Origin of the sequence: Collinsella sp. CLA-ER-H3, from assembly GCF_040092425.1 — a bacterium.
GTDB lineage: Bacteria > Actinomycetota > Coriobacteriia > Coriobacteriales > Coriobacteriaceae > Collinsella.
Map to the genome: position 1 here is coordinate 78831 of NZ_JBBNLP010000003.1, position 19782 is coordinate 98612.

Annotated in this window: 14 protein-coding genes; 12 read left to right on the top strand and 2 right to left on the bottom strand. The window is 62.7% G+C overall.

Features of this window, described 5'->3' with window-relative positions; genetic code table 11:
- Positions 1-12: 12 nt before the first annotated feature.
- Positions 13-2490: a DNA polymerase III subunit gamma/tau gene (gene dnaX, locus AAAX32_RS03200; RefSeq protein WP_349099986.1), complete on the bottom strand. Its 2478-nt coding sequence runs from the start codon at positions 2488-2490 to the stop codon at positions 13-15.
- A gap of 116 nt (positions 2491-2606) precedes the next feature.
- Here dnaX and AAAX32_RS03205 point away from each other — a divergent pair, with 116 nt between their 5' ends.
- The 8 genes from AAAX32_RS03205 to AAAX32_RS03240 all read left to right on the top strand — a co-directional run bounded on the left by AAAX32_RS03205 (position 2607) and on the right by AAAX32_RS03240 (position 15342).
- A complete protein-coding gene (locus AAAX32_RS03205; RefSeq protein WP_349099987.1) occupies positions 2607-3314 on the top strand; it encodes a hypothetical protein in 708 nt (235 codons plus the stop codon).
- A gap of 144 nt (positions 3315-3458) precedes the next feature.
- Positions 3459-5312, top strand: coding sequence for a serine/threonine-protein kinase (locus AAAX32_RS03210; RefSeq protein WP_349099988.1), 1854 nt, complete (start codon positions 3459-3461; stop codon positions 5310-5312).
- Positions 5309-6322 carry an FhaA domain-containing protein gene (locus AAAX32_RS03215; RefSeq protein ID WP_195503750.1) on the top strand — a complete coding sequence of 338 codons (1014 nt, stop codon included), beginning with the start codon at positions 5309-5311 and terminating at the stop codon, positions 6320-6322. Before AAAX32_RS03210 ends, AAAX32_RS03215 begins: the two co-directional genes overlap by 4 nt.
- A gap of 6 nt (positions 6323-6328) precedes the next feature.
- On the top strand, positions 6329-6745 hold the full coding sequence (locus AAAX32_RS03220) for an FHA domain-containing protein (protein WP_006235180.1): 417 nt from the start codon (positions 6329-6331) through the stop codon (positions 6743-6745).
- Positions 6742-8541 (top strand): Stp1/IreP family PP2C-type Ser/Thr phosphatase, encoded by a 1800-nt coding sequence (locus AAAX32_RS03225; protein ID WP_349099989.1) that lies wholly within the window; start codon positions 6742-6744, stop codon positions 8539-8541. Before AAAX32_RS03220 ends, AAAX32_RS03225 begins: the two co-directional genes overlap by 4 nt.
- 16 nt (positions 8542-8557) lie before the next feature.
- Positions 8558-11428: an FtsW/RodA/SpoVE family cell cycle protein gene (locus AAAX32_RS03230; protein WP_117770280.1), complete on the top strand. Its 2871-nt coding sequence runs from the start codon at positions 8558-8560 to the stop codon at positions 11426-11428.
- Positions 11429-11560: 132 nt separating this feature from the next.
- Positions 11561-13522, top strand: coding sequence for a Stk1 family PASTA domain-containing Ser/Thr kinase (gene pknB / locus AAAX32_RS03235; RefSeq protein WP_349099990.1), 1962 nt, complete (start codon positions 11561-11563; stop codon positions 13520-13522).
- A 539-nt stretch (positions 13523-14061) separates the two neighbouring features.
- Positions 14062-15342 carry a tyrosine-type recombinase/integrase gene (locus AAAX32_RS03240; protein WP_349099991.1) on the top strand — a complete coding sequence of 427 codons (1281 nt, stop codon included), beginning with the start codon at positions 14062-14064 and terminating at the stop codon, positions 15340-15342.
- A gap of 51 nt (positions 15343-15393) precedes the next feature.
- On the opposite strand, the gene AAAX32_RS03245 is transcribed toward AAAX32_RS03240, so the two are convergent.
- Positions 15394-16335, bottom strand: coding sequence for a hypothetical protein (locus AAAX32_RS03245; protein ID WP_349099993.1), 942 nt, complete (start codon positions 16333-16335; stop codon positions 15394-15396).
- 62 nt (positions 16336-16397) lie between these two features.
- Between AAAX32_RS03245 and AAAX32_RS03250 the strand changes: the two genes are divergently transcribed.
- The 4 genes from AAAX32_RS03250 to AAAX32_RS03265 are packed head-to-tail and all read left to right on the top strand — an operon-like array spanning position 16398 to position 19782.
- The gene (locus AAAX32_RS03250) at positions 16398-16643 is read left to right on the top strand and encodes a hypothetical protein (RefSeq protein ID WP_195247073.1); all 246 of its coding nucleotides are present in this window, start codon (positions 16398-16400) and stop codon (positions 16641-16643) included.
- The gene (locus tag AAAX32_RS03255; protein WP_349099994.1) at positions 16631-17515 is read left to right on the top strand and encodes a DnaB-like helicase C-terminal domain-containing protein; all 885 of its coding nucleotides are present in this window, start codon (positions 16631-16633) and stop codon (positions 17513-17515) included. The genes AAAX32_RS03250 and AAAX32_RS03255 overlap by 13 nt, the downstream gene beginning before the upstream one ends.
- Positions 17516-17518: 3 nt before the next feature.
- Complete coding sequence (locus AAAX32_RS03260) at positions 17519-17869, top strand: hypothetical protein (RefSeq protein ID WP_349099995.1); 351 nt, start codon at positions 17519-17521, stop codon at positions 17867-17869.
- A complete protein-coding gene (locus tag AAAX32_RS03265; protein ID WP_349099996.1) occupies positions 17866-19782 on the top strand; it encodes a type IV secretory system conjugative DNA transfer family protein in 1917 nt (638 codons plus the stop codon). The genes AAAX32_RS03260 and AAAX32_RS03265 overlap by 4 nt, the downstream gene beginning before the upstream one ends.

The window sequence follows — 19782 nt, forward strand, 5'->3', positions numbered from 1 at the left end:
CCGCCCGCACGGTTACTCCACCGGCTTGAAGATGGTGGACTGACCGAAGACGCTGCGGATGAGGGCCTTGGCCTCGTCCTCGGTCTGCGGGATGCTCGGGGCTGCGCCCTGATGGCCGAAGGGGCTGCCAGCACCGGGATTGGATTCCCAGGGAGCGGCGGGGACGTCGTCGTTTGCAGAGGCTGCGGGTGCCACAGCAGCGGCCTTGGTCGCGGACGCCGCACCCGACACGTCGAACGGGGGCAGATTGTCCCCGCCGGCATCGGCAGCAAAACCACCGACCATAGCATCGTCGTAGGGCACCTGCTCGGATTCCCATGGCGCAGCCTGCGCAGGCGGCTGAGCCATGGGGACGGACGCGCGCTCGGGCGCTCGGGGCGCGGGCTCGGTCGGGAGCTTGCCCGTGGCAGGAGCACCGGCAGGGTTGTCGGAGCGCAGCCAAGGGGCCTTGGCCAGGTCGGATGACTTGGGCGCAGGCGCGGCAGCGGACTTGGGCGCGGGGATCGGAGCAGCCGGTTTGGGCGCAGCGGGTTCAGGCGCCGACGGGGTCGGTGCCGCTACCGGCGCCGCTTTTGGCTGCGTCGCGCTGGCGCTCGAGGATGCAGGGGGCACCGAGGACACGGGTTGCGGGTCCGCAGATACCGCAGCCCGTGCAGATGGAGAATGCTCCTCATGTTGAGGAGCCGGCGTGCCACCCCCATCCAGGACATAGTCGACGGTACGACGACCGAAGACCGCGCAGACCGTCGGCAGGACCACCGACTGCGTATCGGCGCGACCGAGCATCTTGATGGCAAAAGTCGAACCCGCGGGGAACGAGACCGTGAGCTTGGAGCCGTCGTCGGCCGTGGCGCGGGCGTTGAGCAAAAGCCCTGCGTAGGAGGCCTGACGAGCCTTGACGCGCTCGACGACCTCGGCCCATTTGCGCTGGAGCTCGCCGGCGTCCTCAACCGCGGGGGTCTCGGCAGCACCGGCGGTGGCAACCTGGGCGGCGTTGTTGGGCTTGGACACCGACACGGTCGATGCAGCAGGCGCGGAAGCCGGAGCCGCAACGGGCTGAGGTGCAGGCGTTACAGGTCTGGGCGCCGGCGCAGGAGCCGCGGACTTGGTCGCAGGCTGGGCAGCCGGAACAGCAGCGCCGCGGTCCCAAGGCATACCGCCCTGGCGCGCGGACGTAGCAGCGGGGGCAGCGGATGCCGCCGGAGCGGCAGCACGAGCGCCCGAAATGAGCGTCGGCTGTTGGGCAGCAGCGGGTACGGATGCTGCAGGCGCGGCGGCCTGAGCAGCAGCCACGCTCGCCGGCACGGCGCCGTTGGCAATCATGGCCTCCAGGCGTGCCACGCGCTCGGCCAATGCCTCAATCGTTAAATCGGCCTCGGGACGCGCCAGACGCGTGCAGGCAATCTCGAGCACCAGGCGCACGTCGCTCGCGCCCCTCATCTCCAGTGCGGCATCGTCGAGCACCGTCAGCACGCGGGCCAGGCGGTCGGCAGGATGCTCGCCAAAGGCAGCGGCCTCGGCAGCAAGCGCCTCGGCCTGCTCGGAGCCGCCCTCAAACAGCTCGGCACGGGCACCGGCAACGCAGGCAACGTACACGTCGCGCACATGCGCCACCAGGTCGCGCGTCAGCTCCAGCAGGTCATTGCCCTCCTCGACCTGCGCACGGATCAGTCCATAGAGCTCGGCAACATCGCGATCGGCAATGGCGCGGGAAAACTCGCCCAGAATCTGGTCCGAAACCTCGCCCAAAAGCGAGCGGGCGTCGTCCGCATGCACAGAACCGTTGCCAAAGACGCTCAGCTGCTCCAGCGTGGAAAGCGCGTCGCGCATACCGCCCTTGGCATGGCGCGCCACAATGGCGAGTGCCTCGTCGTCGTAATCGAAGCCCTCCTGCTCGCACACGTAAGACAGGCGATGCTCGATATCCTCGTTGCCGATGCGGTGGAAATCGAAGCGCTGGCAGCGTGAGAGAATGGTCTCCAGAATCTTTTGCGGGTCGGTGGTGCACAGCACAAAGATCACGTGTGCCGGCGGCTCCTCAAGCGTCTTGAGCAGCGCGTTGAACGCCGCCGTCGTGAGCATGTGGACCTCGTCGATGATATAAATCTTGTACTTGCCGCGCACTGGGGCAAAGTTGACGGAGTTGATGATCTCCTCGCGCACGTTGTCCACGCCGGTACGGCTTGCGGCATCGAGCTCGTAGACATCGGGGTGGTTACCCTCGGCAATGAGCTCGCACTCCTCGCAAGTACCGTCGGGCATGCAGCCGCTTGCACCCTCGGCGCGCGCCGCCTCGGCATTGCGGCACAGCAGCGCCTTGGCCAGAATGCGCGCCATGGTGGTCTTGCCCGTGCCGCGCGGTCCGCAGAACAGGTAGGCGTGGGACAGGCGCCCCTCGGTGATGGCGTGCTCGAGCGTCGAGACGATATGCTGCTGGCCCACCACGGAGTCAAAGGTGAGCGGGCGATACTTTCGGTACAACGATTCCATGGGTGCTCCCCCGGGTATACTGAGTCTTGTTGCCGCGGCGGCCATGCGGTCGCACGGCATACTGCATTCCATAATAACCCGTACGGCGAGCCCGCCGCGATAGGAGTCCAAAGAGCATGGCAGACGCAGAGAGCAACCTCGTTCCCTCCGAAGCAGCCGACCAGGTCGAGGTCGCGCTCGAGGAGCAGGCCGCAGCCGATGACGGCATCCTGTACCTCAACGAGTACCAGTACGAAAACGACCTGGTCACCGACTTCGCCCGCCTGGTCGCCTCGCCCAGGCGTCGCGGCTCGCTGTATGTCGCCGCGGCAGTTGCCGCGCTCATCGGCATCGGCATGCTGGTGGCCGGCGGCAGCTGGATCAAGTTCGGCGTCGTGTTGATCGTGTTCGGCGCCTTTTTGGCCTGGTGGAGCAAGAACCTGCACCACACGCTCGCCCGCGACTTTATCGACGCCGTCGAGGCCGACGAGTCCATGGGTGGCCGCTATCGCCGCGTCGCCGCCAACGAGGACGGCCTGATGGTTTGGGGCAAGAGCGGCAAGTCGCAGTTCTTCCCGTTTGACAAGCTCGACCACGTACTCGACGGCGAGCGCATCTTTGTGGCCATGTTCGCCGACCAGGGCGTGACGATCCCCAAGGACACCTTCGTCCGTGGCGATGCCGAGCAGTTCGGTCCCTTCCTCAAGGCCCGCATCAACAAAAAACTCCGCATCGAGACCAAGCGCAAGAAGATGAAGGCAGAAAAGGCCGCTGCCGAAGCCAAACAGGGCGACAAGCCCCAGGAGACCAAGCGCAAGCAGAAGAAGAACAAGAAAAAGCGCTAAGGCCAAGCCAGGCAGGCAGCCTCGCATCCCGCTATCCTCCCCATGCACCCGAGCGTGCTACACTAGCAGCATCTATGCCACCGCGAACGGCTCGGCTCCGCGCCCGCCACTCGCAAACGAACTTTAAACGCACGAGGGTTGGCCATGCCGCTTTTCTCGCAACATACCGCCCGGTTCTCGCCGGACGTTCCCTTGGAGGGCACCAGCTCTCGCGAGCTGCTCAAGCGGTACCAGCCGCTCGAGACACTTGCGACCGGCGGTTTTGGCTCCATCGAGATCTGCCGCGACACGCACCTGCGCCGCCGCGTCGCCATCAAGCGCATCCCCCTTATCAACGGTGCCGGCATGCCCGCCAGCGACATCATGGATGTCCTGCGCGAGGCGCACACTGCCGCCATGCTTCAACATCCCAATATCGTGCAGGTCATCGACTTTACGCACGACACCGCCTATGCCTACTTGGTCATGGAGTATGTCGACGGTATGTCGCTGGCCGAGTTTTTGCATCGCGTGGACGGCCACTCGCTCACCTTTGACGAGGCCGCGGCCATTGCCGATACCCTGGGCCAGGCGCTCACCTTCGCCCATAGCAATGGCGTACTCCACCTGGACATTAAGCCCGCCAACGTGCTCATCGACCACTCGGGCAATGTAAAGCTCACCGACTTTGGCATGGCGCGACTGTCGTCCGCCGGTGGCTTTGGCGGCTCGCGCGGCGGCACCATCGGCTACATGCCGCCCGAGCAGCTCGATATCGAGACCGGCACGGTCGACGAACGCGCCGATGTCTTTGCCCTTGCCTGCGTTATCTATGAGGGCTTGTGCGGCAGCGCCCCCTTTATGGCGGCCACGCCCGCTGACTCGCTCGACCGCATCATCGGCGGCGCCACCTATCCCAGCGAGCTGATACCACACTTTCCCCCGGGAGCCGAGGCCGCGCTCATGAGCGCGCTCTCCCCCATGCCGCAGGACCGCCCCAACAGCATCGAGGCATTTTGCGACCAGCTCCTTGCCGGTCTGGGCAGCGTGCGCGAGGGCCGTCGCAGCCTGGAGCAAATAGTTGGCGAGCTTTCGGATGACGAGCAGGAGCTCGACGATATCGAGCCGTCGCACTATGAGGACGACGCCATCGAGGTCGACCCCGCGCTCGGCTGGGCGGGCACGCGCTGGAGCCATGCGCGCGACTACACCATGCACGCCATCTCGGCGCTAACGTGCGGCACCTTTAGCTTTTTGCTGATGCAGACGGCCGGGGTCGCGGCGCTTCCCGGCCTGGTCATTGCGGCTATCGCGATCGGAGCGGCGGCTGGCCTGGCCCCCCAGATTGGCTCGGCCATCTCGGCTGTGGGCTTTTTGGTGCTCATGGCCAACGCCACCATGCAGGCGCAGGGTATCCTGTCGATGTTGCCCGTCGCGGTGATCTTTGCCGCCGCCATGTCCGGTTGGTGGATCGCCTGGGGTCGCACCGAGGCTGCCGCGAGCGCCGCGCTCACCTGTGCGCTCGCGCTTGGCTGTCTGACCGGCAATACCTTCCTGGCAGCTGGGGTCGCCGCCGGCGTCGCGTCATTTTGGCTCGGCCCGGCAAGCGCCGCCGCGGCAACGGGCATGGGCGCGCTTTTTGCCCGTCTGGCCACGGTCGCGCTTTCAGCCGGAGGCGTGCTGGGGCTCGGTAACGTTGCCGCAGCGCTGGGAGACCCGCTCCTTTGGGCTGCCTTTGTGCTGGTCGCGGCAACTGCCGCGGCGTCATCTGCGCTGCTCAATGCCCATGCCAAGCGTGCCGATCAGGGCTCAAACCTTGCCGCAATCGCCGCCATCGCTGTCACCGGCATCGGCTGCTCAGCGGCGTCCTGTCTTGCACACCATATGGAAATTGCCAGCCTTGCAGCCGCGGTCGTCGCCAAGGCGGCGGTTGCGGGAACCCTATCCTCTATAATCGTTGGGATATGCCTATATTTGCTCGGATACCAAAGAACCTATACGGAGAGTGATCTTTCGTGAACTTCCTGAACATCTTCGAGGACCACGTGGCCGGCATCTTCGGTGCCACCCGTGCCCCGTTCTCCTTTAAGAAGCTTGCTAAGCAGGCCGCTCGCGACATGGAGGATCAGACTCTGGTGATCAACGGCGTCAACACGGCGCCGGCACTCTATACCATCCTTATCGCCGCCGACGACGATCCCATGCTCGCCCCGTTCTACCCCGAGCTTTCGCGCGAGGTCCGCGAGTTTGTGAAGGCGCAGGCCGAAAAGCGCCGCTATGTCTTTGTCGGCGAGCCCCTCGTGCGCTTTATGATCGATCCGCAGCTGCGCGCCGGCAAGTTCTCGGTCTTTGCCGAGAACGTCGATGCCCCCACGCTCGGCCGCCTGTACGAAGAAGAGCGCGCCTATCAAAACGGCCTGGGCCAGAACAACTCCGCGGCAAGCCGTGCCGCCAGCGCCCCGCGCGCCGGCCAGCAGCAGTTTGCTGCCCCGCAGCAGCAGCGCCCCGCCGCCATGCCCCAGCAGCAGCCGACGCCTCGCGCCGCCGCTCCCGACCCGCTTGCCGTGGCAGACCCCTTCGCGCCTAGCGTCCCCGACCCCGCCGCCGCACCCATCCCGGTGCCGCAGACCGTCTCGCGCGACTCGCTTGCCGGCATGGGCGGAGCCGCCGCGACCGGTGCCGCCGTGGGCCTAGGCGCCGCAGCCGGCATCGCCTCCAACATGGCGAGCACTCGCGCCCCGCAGCGCCCGCTCGCCCAGCTCGTCGACGTCGTGAGCGGCGAGAGCCATAGCATCACCTCCGCACAGGTGACCATCGGTCGCGAGCGCTCAGTTTCCGACATTGCCCTGCGCGACCCCAACGTGTCGCGCCGCCACGCCCAGCTCACCTTTACGGGCTCGGATTGGTCGATCGAGGACCTCAATTCCACCAACGGCACGCTCGTCAACAACCGCCGCATTACGCGCTGCCCGCTGCGCAACGGCGATCTGCTGACGTTTGGCCTGAGTACCTTTGAATTTAGGGGATAGTCGCTTATGAACATCGATATCGTCCTTTTTGCAGGCCGCATCGTCCTGGTCGCCCTGCTCTATATCTTCCTGTTCGCCGTCATGAAGACCGGCGTGGGACTTGTGCGCGGGCAGCGCCGCGACTCGGCTATCTGGACGATTGATGTGGACAAGGGTCCGCGCGGTATCCGCGGCATCCACGTAGACATGCTCGGCCCCGTCATCGTCGGTCGCTCGCCGTCTTCGGACATCTGCATCAACGAACCGTTCGTCTCGGCCTCGCATGCGCGCTTTTCGCTGCAGGGCCCGGCGCTTATCATCGAGGACCTCAACTCGCTTAACGGCACGCTCGTCAACGGCCGCCAGCTCGTGGAGCCCGCGACGCTGCGTGAGGGCGACGAAGTCCAGATTGGCGACGTGGTCATGAAGGTGAACCGTCGATGATCGACGAGGAGAACAAGTCCGCAACTATGACCGAGGCACCGGCCGCCGCCACAGCTGCGCCGGCCCACGCCGCTCCGGCGGGCTCCGCACCCGTGGAGCCCGAGGACACCGTGTTCTCCCTGCCTCTTTCGCATGTAACGCATGATATTTCGGATCTAGCCGATAACGAGGACGAAGAGGATGCCGTAGCGGCGCCCATCGGCGCACATGCTGCGGAACAGCCCACAGCGCCCGAAGCAACCCCGGCGCCGGCTCACTTTGCAGAGCCCGTCGCCGCGGCAATCAACGAGAGCACTGCGGTGTTTGCGGCACCCGAGCCCGCCGCGCCGGCGTTTCCCATAGCCCCGGCATCCGAGGTTGCGCCCGCGTCTACGCCGGCGCCCGAGCCTATAGACGTCAGCCCGCAAGATGACGAGTCGACCGCCCGCGTTTCCGAGGAGCCCGACTCCCCGGACACCGACAATTCCGAATCAAACGCCGAGACCGACACCGTCTCTCCCGGTGACACCGCCGAGATCGACGTTGCTGCCGTTGAGGCCAAGCTCAAAGACCCCGGCTCGACCATGAGCTTTGAGCCCCTGACCGAGGAGCGCATCGAGACCGACTCGACCTATGATGCCGGTACCACCACGCAACTCATGTGGGGCGCCCGCTCCGACGTTGGCTGTGTGCGCCCGCACAATGAGGATTCCTACCTGGTGCAGTCGCCGCTCTTTTGCGTATGCGACGGCATGGGTGGTCACGCCGCCGGCGAGGTAGCCTCTTCTATCGCTGTCGAGACTATAGCCAAGACGGCCCCACAGTCCGCCGACGCAGCACGCCTGGCCGCAGCCGTCGAGGCAGCCAACGCCGCCGTAATCGAGGCGGCCCTGAACGGCCTGGGCAAGCCCGGCATGGGCTGCACAGCCACCTGCGCCTATATCGAAAACGATACGCTCGCCATCGCCCACGTGGGCGACTCGCGCGCCTACCTGCTCCACGAGGGCACGCTCATCCGCGTGACCCGCGACCACTCCTACGTGGAGGAGCTCGTGGACGCCGGCGAGATCACGGCAGACGAGGCTCGCGTCCACCCCAACCGTTCGGTCATCACCCGCGCACTGGGCTCGGACCCCGCCATGTATGCCGACCACTTCACTCTGCATATCGAGGAAGGCGACCGCCTGATCCTGTGCTCCGACGGCCTTTCGAGCATGATTCCCGATAGCGATATCGAGAACATCGCCACGCAGTCCTCAACCGCGCAAATCTGCGTCGACAACCTAGTGGACGCGGCGCTTGCCGCCGGCGGCCACGACAACGTGACCGTAGTAGTCGTTGACCTGGTTGACGATGGCGTCATGCGCGAGGCGCAACGCGTGCGTCGCCGCAACGTTACTATCGCCGCCATCCTGGCCCTCGTCTTTGTGCTGGCAGCTGGCATCTGGGCCTACACGGGTGTCACCGGCTCGTACTACCTGGGTACCTACCAGGGCAATGTCGCCGTCTGGCGCGGCCTGCCCGGCAAGCCACTCGGACTCAAGCTCCACTGGCTCGAAAGCGAAACCAGCATCAAGCTGTCCGACCTGCCCGAAGACACGCAAAACCGCCTCAAGGCGGGCATTCCGCAAACAAGTGTCGACGATGCGCAGGACACGATATCCAAGTACCGCCACCAGATCGACGAGGAGCAGACCCGCCAGGTGATCGACGCGCAAACGATTCGCGACAACACCAATCAGGGATCGACCTCCGAATCAGATTCCGAGAAAACCGCCGAACAGTCCGCCGAGGCCGAAGCCTCCGATAAGAATTAGAAAGGGAGTGCCGCTTATGAGTCGCCGCAACACCGAGCTGCTCTTGCTCATCGCCTCGGCGTTCCCCGTCATCCTGCTGTATGCGATGTACGTCCTCACCGCGGGCGCTGCCATCTCCTTTGAGACGCTCGCCGTACCGATCGGCCTCTTTGCCGCCTTTGCCGCGGCCCACATTGCCGTGCGCATCTTGGCGCCCGGTGCCGACCCCGCCATCCTGCCCATCGTATTTATACTTTCGGGCATCGGCATCACGTTCGTGACGCGTCTCGCCCCCGCTCTCGCCATCTCACAGCTCATCATCCTGTTTGTCTCGGTGGCGCTCATGGTGGGAACGCTTGCACTAGTCAAAAACCTCGACGTGGTCATGCGCTACAAGTACACCTTTGGCATCATCGGCATCATTCTGCTGATGCTGCCTATCTTTATCGGCACCACGATCTCGGGCTCCAAGCTGTGGATTCGCATCGCGGGCTTTACCATCCAGCCTGGCGAGTTCGCCAAGGTCTTTATCGTGCTGTTCCTGGCCGGGTACCTGGCCGAGAACCGCGAGCTACTCTCCATCTCCAACCGCAAGATCCTGGGCTTTAAGATCCCTCGCCTGCGACTGCTGCTGCCGCTGTTTGCCGTGTGGGGTGTGTGCCTGCTCGTCGTCGTCTTCGAACGCGACCTGGGTTCGGCCGTGCTGTTCTACACCATCTTCTTGCTGATGCTCTACGTTGCCACGGGGCGCTTTTCGTATGTCGTTATCGGCCTTGCGCTCTTAGCCGTTGGAGCCGTGGGCGCCTACAAGTTCCTGTCGCACGTTCAGGTGCGTTTCCAGGTTTGGGTCGATCCGTTTAAGGACGCCCAGGGCCAGGGCTACCAGATCGTCCAGTCGCTCTTCTCGCTTGCCGACGGCGGTCTGGTCGGCGTTGGCATCGGCAACGGGATGGCCAACAACATCCCCGTCGTCGAGTCCGACTTTATCTTCTCGGCCATCGGCGAGGAGATGGGTCTTTTGGGCGGCGGCGCCGTGCTCATCCTGTTTATGCTCTTTGCCGTGCGTGGCCTCACCACGGCTGCCCGCGCTAAATCCGACCTCGCCGCCTTTAGCGCCACGGGCCTTACGGCCGCCATCAGCTTCCAGGCCTTCTTGATCGTTGGCGGCGTTACCCGCCTGATCCCGCTGACCGGCGTCACCTTGCCCTTTATGAGCCAGGGCGGCTCCTCGCTGCTGGCGAGCTTTATCATCGTCGCGCTCCTGCTGCGCGCCGGTGACGAGGCGACCGGACGCGAGGCCGAGCTTACCGGCACCGGCACCATGGCCGCCATCACCGATGATCAGGTCGCATCTGCCGCCGCCCCGACGGGCACGCGCTTTGCCACCTCGTCTTCCTACGGCAGCGGCAGCCATTCCGTCGGCTCGCGCATGCGCCGTCGCCTGCTCGACACACCTGAATCCGGTGTGCTCGGCCGCGTGGCGCTCGCCAACCGTCTAACCCGCGCGGTGCTCGCCTTTACGGCGCTGTTCGCCATCCTTATCGGCAACCTCACCTATGTCCAGGTCATCAAGGCCAAGGACTATCAGGACATGCCGACCAACAACCACACCATCGCCCGCTCCAAGTACATCCAGCGCGGTTCCATCATCACGTCCGACGGCGTGACGCTGGCCGAGTCGCTGCAACAGGAGGACGGCACCTACGTACGCTCCTACCCCAACGGTAACCTGGCAGCGCACGTGGTTGGCTACGTGAGCCAGCAGTATGGCACCACCGCCATCGAGAGCGTCATGAACGACACGCTCACCGGCTCTAAGGATTACTCCAGCTGGAACAACGCCATCGCGTCGCTCGCGGGCCAGACCCAGCCGGGCAACACCGCCAAGCTCACCATCGACTCGCGCATCCAGACGGCTGCCGAGCAGGCACTCAAGGGCTTTAAGGGCGCTGTAGTGGTCATCGACCCGCGTACCGGCGCGGTGCTCGCATGTGCCAGCTCGCCCACCTACGACAACACCAACATCGATGCCCTGCTGCAGACGGGCGGCGGCGAGGACGGCTCCATGTACAATCGCGCCATGGACGCGCTGTACACGCCGGGCTCAACGTTTAAGGTCGTTACGCTTTCCGCGGCACTCGAGACCGGTGCCGCCAGCCTTACCAGCACCTACCAGGCGCCCGGCTCCATGGACATCGGCAACGCACCGGTCACCAACTATGCCAACGAGAGCTACGGCACCATCAGCCTGCAGCAGGCCTTTGCCGTGTCCTCCAACGTCGTCTTTGGCCAGGTGGCAAACGAAGTTGGCGCAAACACGCTCGTACAGTTTGCCAACGCCTTTGGCTACGGCCAAAAGCTCGGCCAGGACCTGACCTCCGCAGCCTCCATCATGGCCGACCCGTCGCTCATGACCGAGTGGGAGACCGCCTGGGCCGGCGCCGGCCAGCCTGTCGGCATGGACCACACGCCCGGCCCGCAGACCACCGTCATGCAAAACGCCGTGATTGCCGCCGCCATCGCTAACAGCGGCGTGGTCATGGACCCGTACTTTGTAGCCCAGGTACTCGCCCCGGACGGAACCGTGGTCAAGACCACGCAGTCCCGCTCGCTGGGTCAGGCCGTCAGCTCCGCCACGGCCGACCAGGTCAAGCAGGCCATGCTTGCCGTCGTCCAGTCCGGCACCGGCACCGATGCCCAGATCCCCGGCGTCAAGGTCGCCGGCAAGACCGGCTCGGCCGAGACCGGCGGCACCAACGTCAACTCGATGTTCGTTGGCTTTGCACCTTACGATTCACCCACGGTCGCCATCTCGGTGGCCTTGGAGGATTTCGACAAGCATGACGTCAAGGCCGCCAAGATCGCCGGTATCGTCCTGACCGCGGCGCTTGCCGCACAGGGAGCGTGATGCCCATGATCGAATCGGACACCCGAGGCGCGCCGCGGCCGAAGAGTTAGCGGCAACGCGCCACACGGCCCCAGCGGCCACATCGTAGGTACTACACACATCGTTGAGCGAATAGTTATGTTAGGAGCAGGAATGGAACAGAGGGTCCTCGGGGGAAGATACCTCCTCAAGGATAAGGTGGGAACAGGCGGCATGGCGACCGTCTACCGTGCACAGGACCAGGTCCTCGACCGCACGGTTGCCGTCAAGATCATGCTGCCGCAGTATGCTGGCGACGCAACCTTCGCCGCACGCTTTAAGCAGGAGGCCCAGGCAGCAGCCGGTCTCTCCTCCCCCTATATCGTGGGCGTCTACGATTGGGGCAAGGACGGCGACACCTATTACATCGTCATGGAGTACCTGCGCGGTACCGACCTTAAGAGCGGCATCAAGAGCCACGGCGCCCTCGACCCCAAGAAGGTCGCCCAGATCGGCTCGCAGATCAGCTCCGCGCTTTCGGTCGCCCACAAGCACGAGATCATCCACCGCGACATTAAGCCGCAGAACATCATGGTGCTGCCCGACGGCAACATCAAGGTGATGGACTTTGGCATCGCGCGCGCCAAGAACAGCCACCTCACGCAAGACAACAACGTGCTGGGAACCGCCCACTACGTCAGCCCCGAGCAGACCCGCGGTCAGGATCTCGGCCCCACCTCGGATATCTACTCGCTGGGCGTCGTGATGTATGAGTGCGCCACCGGCCGCGTTCCCTTTGACGGCGACGACGCTATCTCGGTCGCACTCAAGCAGGTCAACGAGCTGCCTATTCCACCGAGCCAGATCAACTCCGGTGTCGACGCCGACCTTGAGCGCATCATCCTCAAGTGCATGGAGAAGGACCCGGCAAACCGCTTCCAGACCGCCGACGAGCTTCGTCAGGTGCTCAACAGCTACCTGTCGGGCCGTGCCGTCAACATCTCGGAGCCCACGCGCATCATCGGTGCCCCCGGCGAGCTGGGCGCCACCAAGACTCGCGAGCTTTCCGATCAGACGCGCGCCATGGTGCGTCCCGTCTCGGGCGTGAGCGGCCAGAATACCGCCCGTAGCTCGGTTTCGGGTTCCACCGGCTCCTACGAGGTCGAAAAGCCCAAATCCAACAAGAACAAGATCATCGCCGCCGTGGTGGCAGCCGTTGCCGTCATCGGCATCGTGGTGGCCTTTGCCACAGGACTCTTTGGCGGCGAGCAGGTCACCGTTCCCGATGTACTGGGCAAGGACCAGCAGACTGCCGTCGAACTGATCAAGGAAGCCGGCCTCGAGGTCGGCACCATCGACCAAAGCTACAACGACGATGTCGACGAGGGCAAGGTCGCCGAGCAGACGCCCAACGGCAACACCAAGAAGGCCAAGGGCACTAAGGTGAACCTGGTAATCTCCAAGGGCCCCAAGCCCTCCGAGAAGGTTGAGGTTCCCAAGCTTGTCGGCCTGACCAAGGACCAGGCAGAAGCCGCGCTGGCAAGCGTTGGCCTGAAGGGCAACGCCTCCGAGGAGGCCAACGAGGCCGATGAGGGCCAGGTCTTTGAGCAGGGCACCGAAGCCGGTAAGGAAGTCGCGAAGGGCACGACCATCTCGTACAAGGTCTCGAGCGGCCCGGATACCACGTCCGTCCCCGACCTGACCGACATGACCGAGGCCCAGGCGCGCAACGCCCTCGATATGGCAGGCTTTGGCGTCGACGTGAGCTACCAGGAGAACGACTCAGTTACCGAGGGAACCGTGATCAGCTGGAACCCCAGCGGCAAGCAGAAGCCCGGCGCCACGATTACCGTCGTCATTGCCAAGAAGTCCGGCAAGGCCAGCGTTCCGGGTAACCTGTACGGCAAGAGCATCTCCGCCGCCGTCACCGCGCTCAACAACGCCGGGTTCTACAACATCGCGTTCTGCGACCAGAACGGCAACCCCGTGAGCGGCAACGAAAACGCCACCGTTACGGGCGTCTCCCCCACCGGCAAGCAGTCCACCGACAACACGATCACGCTGACGGTCGCACTTTCTGGCTCGGATTCGGGCTCTGGCTCGGGCACGGGCGACGATTCCGGTACGACCAACTAGTCGCCGCCCCACCGCCCATTACGGCTCCCGCCGCAAACATATTCGCTCACAGGCGCCCGCTTGCTCCCCCAGCAAGCGGGCGCTTCGTTTTTGACATGACATGAACCAGAAGAGCCCGGTACCGTAACGGTGTACCGGGCTCGACAAATCTCTGGTGCTCCGGGCGGATTCGACCCCCCCGCGGGGAAATTGCTGACGCGGGTGTCGACGGCTCGAATCCTGCCGGCGGTCCCCACAAACCAGAAACGGCGCCGCTCTCGCGACGCCGTCATAATCTTCTGGTGCCCCCGGGCGGATTCGAACCGTCGACACCCGCTTTAGGAGGTCTTGTATTTCTATTTGAGCTGGTGTTTTATAATTTTATACAGCTTCATATAACCGCATGTAAAACGGCATATTTCAAGAATCGCGAGATATAGGCTTCAAAAACTTTCTACCCTAATTCTACCCAGATACTCTTGCTTGGGTAGATTTTTGGGATTAGGCTAGGGGCAAGCCTTTAAGGGCTTGCCCCTAGCCTAATCCCAAGGAATCCCACCATGAGCACCAAACCACGAGTCGTCGGAAACGGCAGCGTATATCAAGTTAAAGAGGGGGTGTTCCAATACCGCTTCAACCTCGGCAAGGACCCCAAGACTGGCAAATACGCCTACTCATCCAAGAGAACACTGCACTGCGAAGGTGTGAGTAGACGCACACAACAGGCAATGCTCCGCAAAGCCTTGGAAGAATACAAGGAGGAGTTGAACTCCGGTGTCGTCCGTGACAACGGAAACCTCACCGTCGCAAAGTACGCCGAGAACTTCCACAGCCTAAGGGAAGAGGGCTTCAAGTCACCGCTCGCCTATGCCCGTGAGGGCAACTATATTAGCCACATTCAAGAAATGTTCGGTCATATTCGACTTACTGACCTCCACCCTGACGATATACGGCACATCTACGCAAACGCCCGCAAAAAGGGAATGTCCGAAGCCGAGCTACACGGGACACACGTCAAACTGCGACAGATTCTCCAAGACGCCGTAGACAACGAGCTCATCCTTCGTAACCCATGCACGCCAATCAAGCTTCCCAAACCAACTTACAGGGAAAGAACTCCGCTTACGGCAGACGAGGCTTCACGATTTCTGTCTTGCCTCATGGATGAACCACTGTCGGCCAAGGCAACGGGCACCATGCTCTTGCTCCAATGTGGTCTCCGACGCGGCGAAATGCTCGGCTTGACTTGGGGCGACATCGATCTTGGGCAGCGCACGTTGAGCGTGTCGAAGCAGTTCACCAATGACAAGACTCTCCGACCGCCAAAATCGAAGATGAGCCAACGCACCATAGCAATCAACGACTCCCTGGCCTGCTATCTCAGAAAATGGAAGCTGGAACAGCGGGCGCAGCTCAACCGATACACTCTCGATCAGGACGACAAGACGCCTATCGTTAACGGCATAAAGGTCGTCACGATCGAGGATGACATATACGCCACAGTCGTCAACGTAGACGGCCACAACTTCGACCGATGGTTCCGCAACTTCTGCGTCGATAACGGCTTTGGGAGCTACAACAATATCACCAGAAGATTCCAGCGAAACGGCAAAGAGCACGTGAGGGGCACGGGATACAGTGGGCTCGTCCCCCACGCCCTGCGGCACACGCAAGCGACGCTCCTAATCGGAGAAGGCGCAGACGTGAAGACTGTCCAGGCAAGACTTGGACACGCATCTCCAAGTACGACGCTCTCCATCTACTCCCACGCCATCGAGGCAAACGATCGTAAGGCAGCAGATGCCTTCGGCGAGCTCATTTCCCAAGAGAGCAATTCATAAAAGAAGGGCCGAGATATACCCGGCCCTTCCCTTGCTTTGAACATAGATGGACTAATGGCGATAGACCATCGCTCCATATGGAGCTTTATCCTCCCAGGAAAACGATGAGGCGTCGCGAATGGGGAAGACGCCGATTATAGGTGCCTTCGTCCATTCGTCGGTATTCAGAATCGCGCCGTCCTTGTCATAGATCGGCTCGACCTGAGAACTCTGGACATCACGAATCCCCGGCCATTTATCAGCTATTGCGTTAAGCACCTCATCCGTAGGACAGGCTTCCCTTGAGGAAAGATAAACATAGTGCGGAATTGCATCGCTTGCGTTCCGCACTTCAAGGACGAAAGCATAGTCGCATGATGAGGCGTTTGGCTCATTGACCACAGGCCAATCATCGGGGACAACGAGATACGAGCCACCTCGCAGGTCCACGCGTTTCATTGACGGCCCCTTATCAACAAGGCTGTCTTGCGGAACAAATCGCAGCATATGGTTACGAAGAGTCTTGTAATAAGAGAGCTTGTCGTTTAAATCGTCGGCAGCGAGCGACAGGGACTCAGCATCGCCATATCCACTAAGCTCATCCTGAATAGACTTGACCCGTTGCGCACAAAAAGCGCTCAGCTCTGCAGCCGCACCCTTGTTGACGCGGAGACATAGACTCGCGAGAAGGTCGACCACTTCCCCCGGAGTCTTAAACTCTTGCGGATGTTGTTCCTTGAACATGCTGATGTTGTCATCGGTCTGTTCAAGGACGGTCGTCCCAAACTTTCGTTTTTTCGGTTTCCTGGAGCGTTCCATTTCATCCCCCAATCGATTTTCATTGTAAGTATAACCCTGTTTTTCGAGGTAAAAGTGCTTATCCGAAACTTTTCGGAACTTTTTCTGAATCTTCAGCGCCTCGATTGCCAGAAGCAGTATCATCGAATTGCACAGATAAGCGAATGCCGGAATGGAGGTGCCCAAAGAAGGCCATAGAAACAAAAAGCCGCCCACCCCTCCCCTCTAGTCGCCAAACTGAGGTGGGGAGGAGTGAGCAGACCAAAGGAGATTCTACCATGGTAGATTCCGTTGTTCCCAAAGCGGGTATCGTACCCGCTCCTCCTCGCGTCGTTCTGGGACGCGAGCGTCTGCTCGGCGTCACCGAGATTCGTGAGCTGACCGGGCTTGGGGAGGTTGCCGCCGCGTCGCTCATGAAAGAGAGCGGTCGCTGCCTCAAGCTTCATAGCCGCCTCTTCGTCATCGAGTCCAGCTTTTTTGAGTACCTTCACGAGTTGGAGGTGTCGGATCCGTGCAGCCTGTAGCCAATAGCTCATTCAACGTCGAAGCCGATCAGCTCAAGACCTATATCGAGGAAATGAACGGGCGTAAGCCCATGGCTCATATACGCAGCCTCCCCTCTCTCGACAAGCTCATCGGAGGCGTCGTACCCGGAATCCTGACCATAGTCGGAGCGGCACCCGCTGCCGGCAAAACGACGCTCCTCAAGGTTATCTCCGACGACCTTGCCTCCCAAAGCGTGCCCACCGTCTTCTACTCCGCGGAACTCCCCGCGTATCGCATTGCTCAGAAGGGCATCACGCGCCTCGGCAACGGAGACTTCAGCCTTTCCGAAGCGACCGGGGCTATCCCCGAGAAGAGGGAGGCATTTGAGCACGCTTGCGCCATCTACGCCGAGACCGTAGCACCTAACTCGTGCATCATGGACAGCCAAACGTCCATGGAAGATCTCGGGCGTTGCATCGGTGATTGCATTCACGAACGTGGGCAGCGCCCTGCCGTTTTTGTGGATTACCTTCAACTCATTGCAGCAACCAATTTCAATGTTCGCGCGGAAGAACGCGTTGTCATCACCGCTTGCGTTCAAGCCCTGGGCAACATCGCCCGGACGTATGACGTCCCCGTTTTCCTGATAAGCAGCGTCGCGCGCGATAAGTACAACGATGCGAACACCGAGCTCAACGTCTTCGCTGGCTCGCAGGGTATCGACTACGGCTCCGACAACGCTCTCTTCCTGCAGGTCGACGGCAGGGACAAGAAGGAGCGGAGGTACAACTCAGAGCTAGATGTTCGTCCCCTGCTTGTTCGCGTCCTTAAGGCACGCTATGGCACGCTTGGAAGCGCCAAGCTCACCTTCGACGCGCCCCATGCCACCTTCTATGACCAGGAGGGCTAGGCCATGCGCGGCAACAGCAAGACCGCGCATATCAACGTCCGCATGACCGAGGAGGAGCGTGCCGTCATCATGGCGCGCTCCTCCTCTTTTGACATGGCCCCATCGACGTTCATGCGCGAAGCTGCCCTCCGCATCGGGCAGAAGCCCGTCAAGGTCGCCGACGAGGCGACCTTGCGGCAAATCCTCCACCAGATGAAGAAACAGGGCGGAAACCTCAACCAGGCCGTCCATGCCGCAAACGCCTATGGCGTGGATGCGCAGACTGCCCGACAGCTCACGGAGGCCGTCCGACTGGTGTCGAGCACGGCCTCGCAGCTTTCAAACCTCATCTCCAAGAATCGAGAACTATCATGAAAACCAAGATGCTCACAGCGCTCCTGTCATCCCTTTTCCTAGCGATCCTCGCATGCCCCGTGCTCGCCGCCCCCATCGACATGCTCGTCGCCGGGTACGGACTCGACGCATCGGCAATTCCCACAACGTTCGACGCGGAGACCGTCCTCGGCTGGTGGCTCTCGGACGGGTTCGTCACCCATCCCCTCGGGGCCTTGTTCGTCTTCCTCCTTGCACTCTGCGCCTGCGCCCTCATCGCCTACTCAAGTGCCCTCAAATCACGAGCCGAGGACGGCGGCGTGCTCGGCGACGCCCACGTCAAGACGGGCCGCGAGGTCGTGAAGGGGTCCATGACATGGGGCGGCTCGACGAACCCCTCGTCGCGCGGGTTCGTCTACGGTTTCACCAAATATCGCGGTAAGCCCTGCTATTTCTACGAGCCGAAGAAGATGATTTTCGTATCAGGGGCCACTGGGTCAGGTAAATCACGCTTCCTCTACCTCCCCTCAATCGACCTGCTCAGCTACGGCGACGCCTCCAACGGCTCCGAGCCCGCGACCCTCGTCGTCTCAGACGTGAAGAACGAGCTCATAGAGCTCACGGGCGATGAGCTTGCCCGTCGTGGCTACCGCGTCCTCCTGCTCGATACGCAGCACCCCTATCGCGGCCAGAGGTTCAACCCGCTCAAGCAGGTTCTCGACCTCCATGCCGAGGGGCGCGACCAGGAGGCCGAGCAGGCGGCGGACGCCATCGCGGAGCTCGTGGTGCAGGATGACGAGAAGGGCAAGGGTTCGCACTGGACGGCATCGGCCAGGGGCCTGCTCTCGGCCCTGGTCCTGCTGGTCTCCATGTCTGACGAGTGTCCCGAGGGATCGAGGCACCTCGCGACCGTCTGCGAGGTCTTGGACCGTGGCACCGAGGCCGAGGGCGACGACCCGGCCGAGCCTCTGAAGGCCGTCTTCCGCTCCCTGCCGAGCGGTCACCCCGCCAAGGGCAGGGCGTCGCAGTTCGTCTCCTCGGGCGGCAACGAGCTCAGGAGCATCCTCTCGACGCTCAAGGTGGCACTCCGCCCGTTCTCGTCCGCGCCGGTCGCATGGATGACCTCTGGCTCCGACATCGACCCGCGAACGGTGCTCACGGAGAAGAGTGCCGTCTTCCTCCACGTGCTCGACGAGGGCTCCCCCTACAACTGCATAGCGGCGATATTCCTCTCGCAGCTCTGGGCTTCGGTCCAGTCGGTCGCGGACGTGAACGGCGGAAAACTCCCCCGCCCCGTGCAGATACTCGGCGACGAGTGGGGCAACCTCCCCCGCGTCGAGTGCCTGCCCGCGCTCCTCAGCCTAGGACGCAGCTACGGTTGTTTCTGGGTCGGCGCGACGCAGGACGTATCCCAGCTCAACAAGTACGGCGAGAAAGACGGCCGCAGGAAGATCCTCGCGAACTGCGGCATCAAGGTCGCGATGAAGCTCGCCGAGGAGGAGGACCGCCGGTACTTCACCGAGCTCATCGGCAAGACCACGCGCCACACGCAGGGCACGAGCAACGGCAGGGCCGCGTCAGGCACGTCCTCCTCGACGTCCTACAGCGAGAGGGCCGACGACGTGATACACCCCTGGGAGTGGCGCGACATGGCCCCGGACCGGGACGGGATCATCGTCGTGAAGCACGCGGACAACGGTATGCCCGCATGTCGAGCCGGCGTCTTCCGCTCCCCCGTCACCGACTGCACCAACACGCCCACAAGGGAGCACTTCGACCTCGGGACCCCCGAGCACGAGGCGGAGAACCGTCGCGCCTACCAGCGCCGCCTCGACGAGTCAGCTGCTGGGAAGATGCGCGAGGAGGCCTCGACCTGGTGCCCAAAGTGGCCCGAGCCGGAGAAGAAGAACGGGAGCAAGCCGGGCGGCAAATTCAGCGGGCTCTCGCTCGACTAG

Excerpts from the sequence above, each read along its gene's own strand:
- AAAX32_RS03240 (WP_349099991.1), top strand. The coding sequence starts at position 14,062 with ATGAGCACCAAACCACGAGTCGTCGGAAACGGCAGCGTATATCAAGTT.
- dnaX (WP_349099986.1), bottom strand. The coding sequence starts at position 2,490 with ATGGAATCGTTGTACCGAAAGTATCGCCCGCTCACCTTTGACTCCGTG.
- AAAX32_RS03230 (WP_117770280.1), top strand. The coding sequence starts at position 8,558 with ATGAGTCGCCGCAACACCGAGCTGCTCTTGCTCATCGCCTCGGCGTTC.
- AAAX32_RS03265 (WP_349099996.1), top strand. The coding sequence starts at position 17,866 with ATGAAAACCAAGATGCTCACAGCGCTCCTGTCATCCCTTTTCCTAGCG.
- AAAX32_RS03205 (WP_349099987.1), top strand. The coding sequence starts at position 2,607 with ATGGCAGACGCAGAGAGCAACCTCGTTCCCTCCGAAGCAGCCGACCAG.
- AAAX32_RS03250 (WP_195247073.1), top strand. The coding sequence starts at position 16,398 with ATGGTAGATTCCGTTGTTCCCAAAGCGGGTATCGTACCCGCTCCTCCT.
- pknB (WP_349099990.1), top strand. The coding sequence starts at position 11,561 with ATGGAACAGAGGGTCCTCGGGGGAAGATACCTCCTCAAGGATAAGGTG.
- AAAX32_RS03260 (WP_349099995.1), top strand. The coding sequence starts at position 17,519 with ATGCGCGGCAACAGCAAGACCGCGCATATCAACGTCCGCATGACCGAG.
- AAAX32_RS03225 (WP_349099989.1), top strand. The coding sequence starts at position 6,742 with ATGATCGACGAGGAGAACAAGTCCGCAACTATGACCGAGGCACCGGCC.
- AAAX32_RS03220 (WP_006235180.1), top strand. The coding sequence starts at position 6,329 with ATGAACATCGATATCGTCCTTTTTGCAGGCCGCATCGTCCTGGTCGCC.
- AAAX32_RS03210 (WP_349099988.1), top strand. The coding sequence starts at position 3,459 with ATGCCGCTTTTCTCGCAACATACCGCCCGGTTCTCGCCGGACGTTCCC.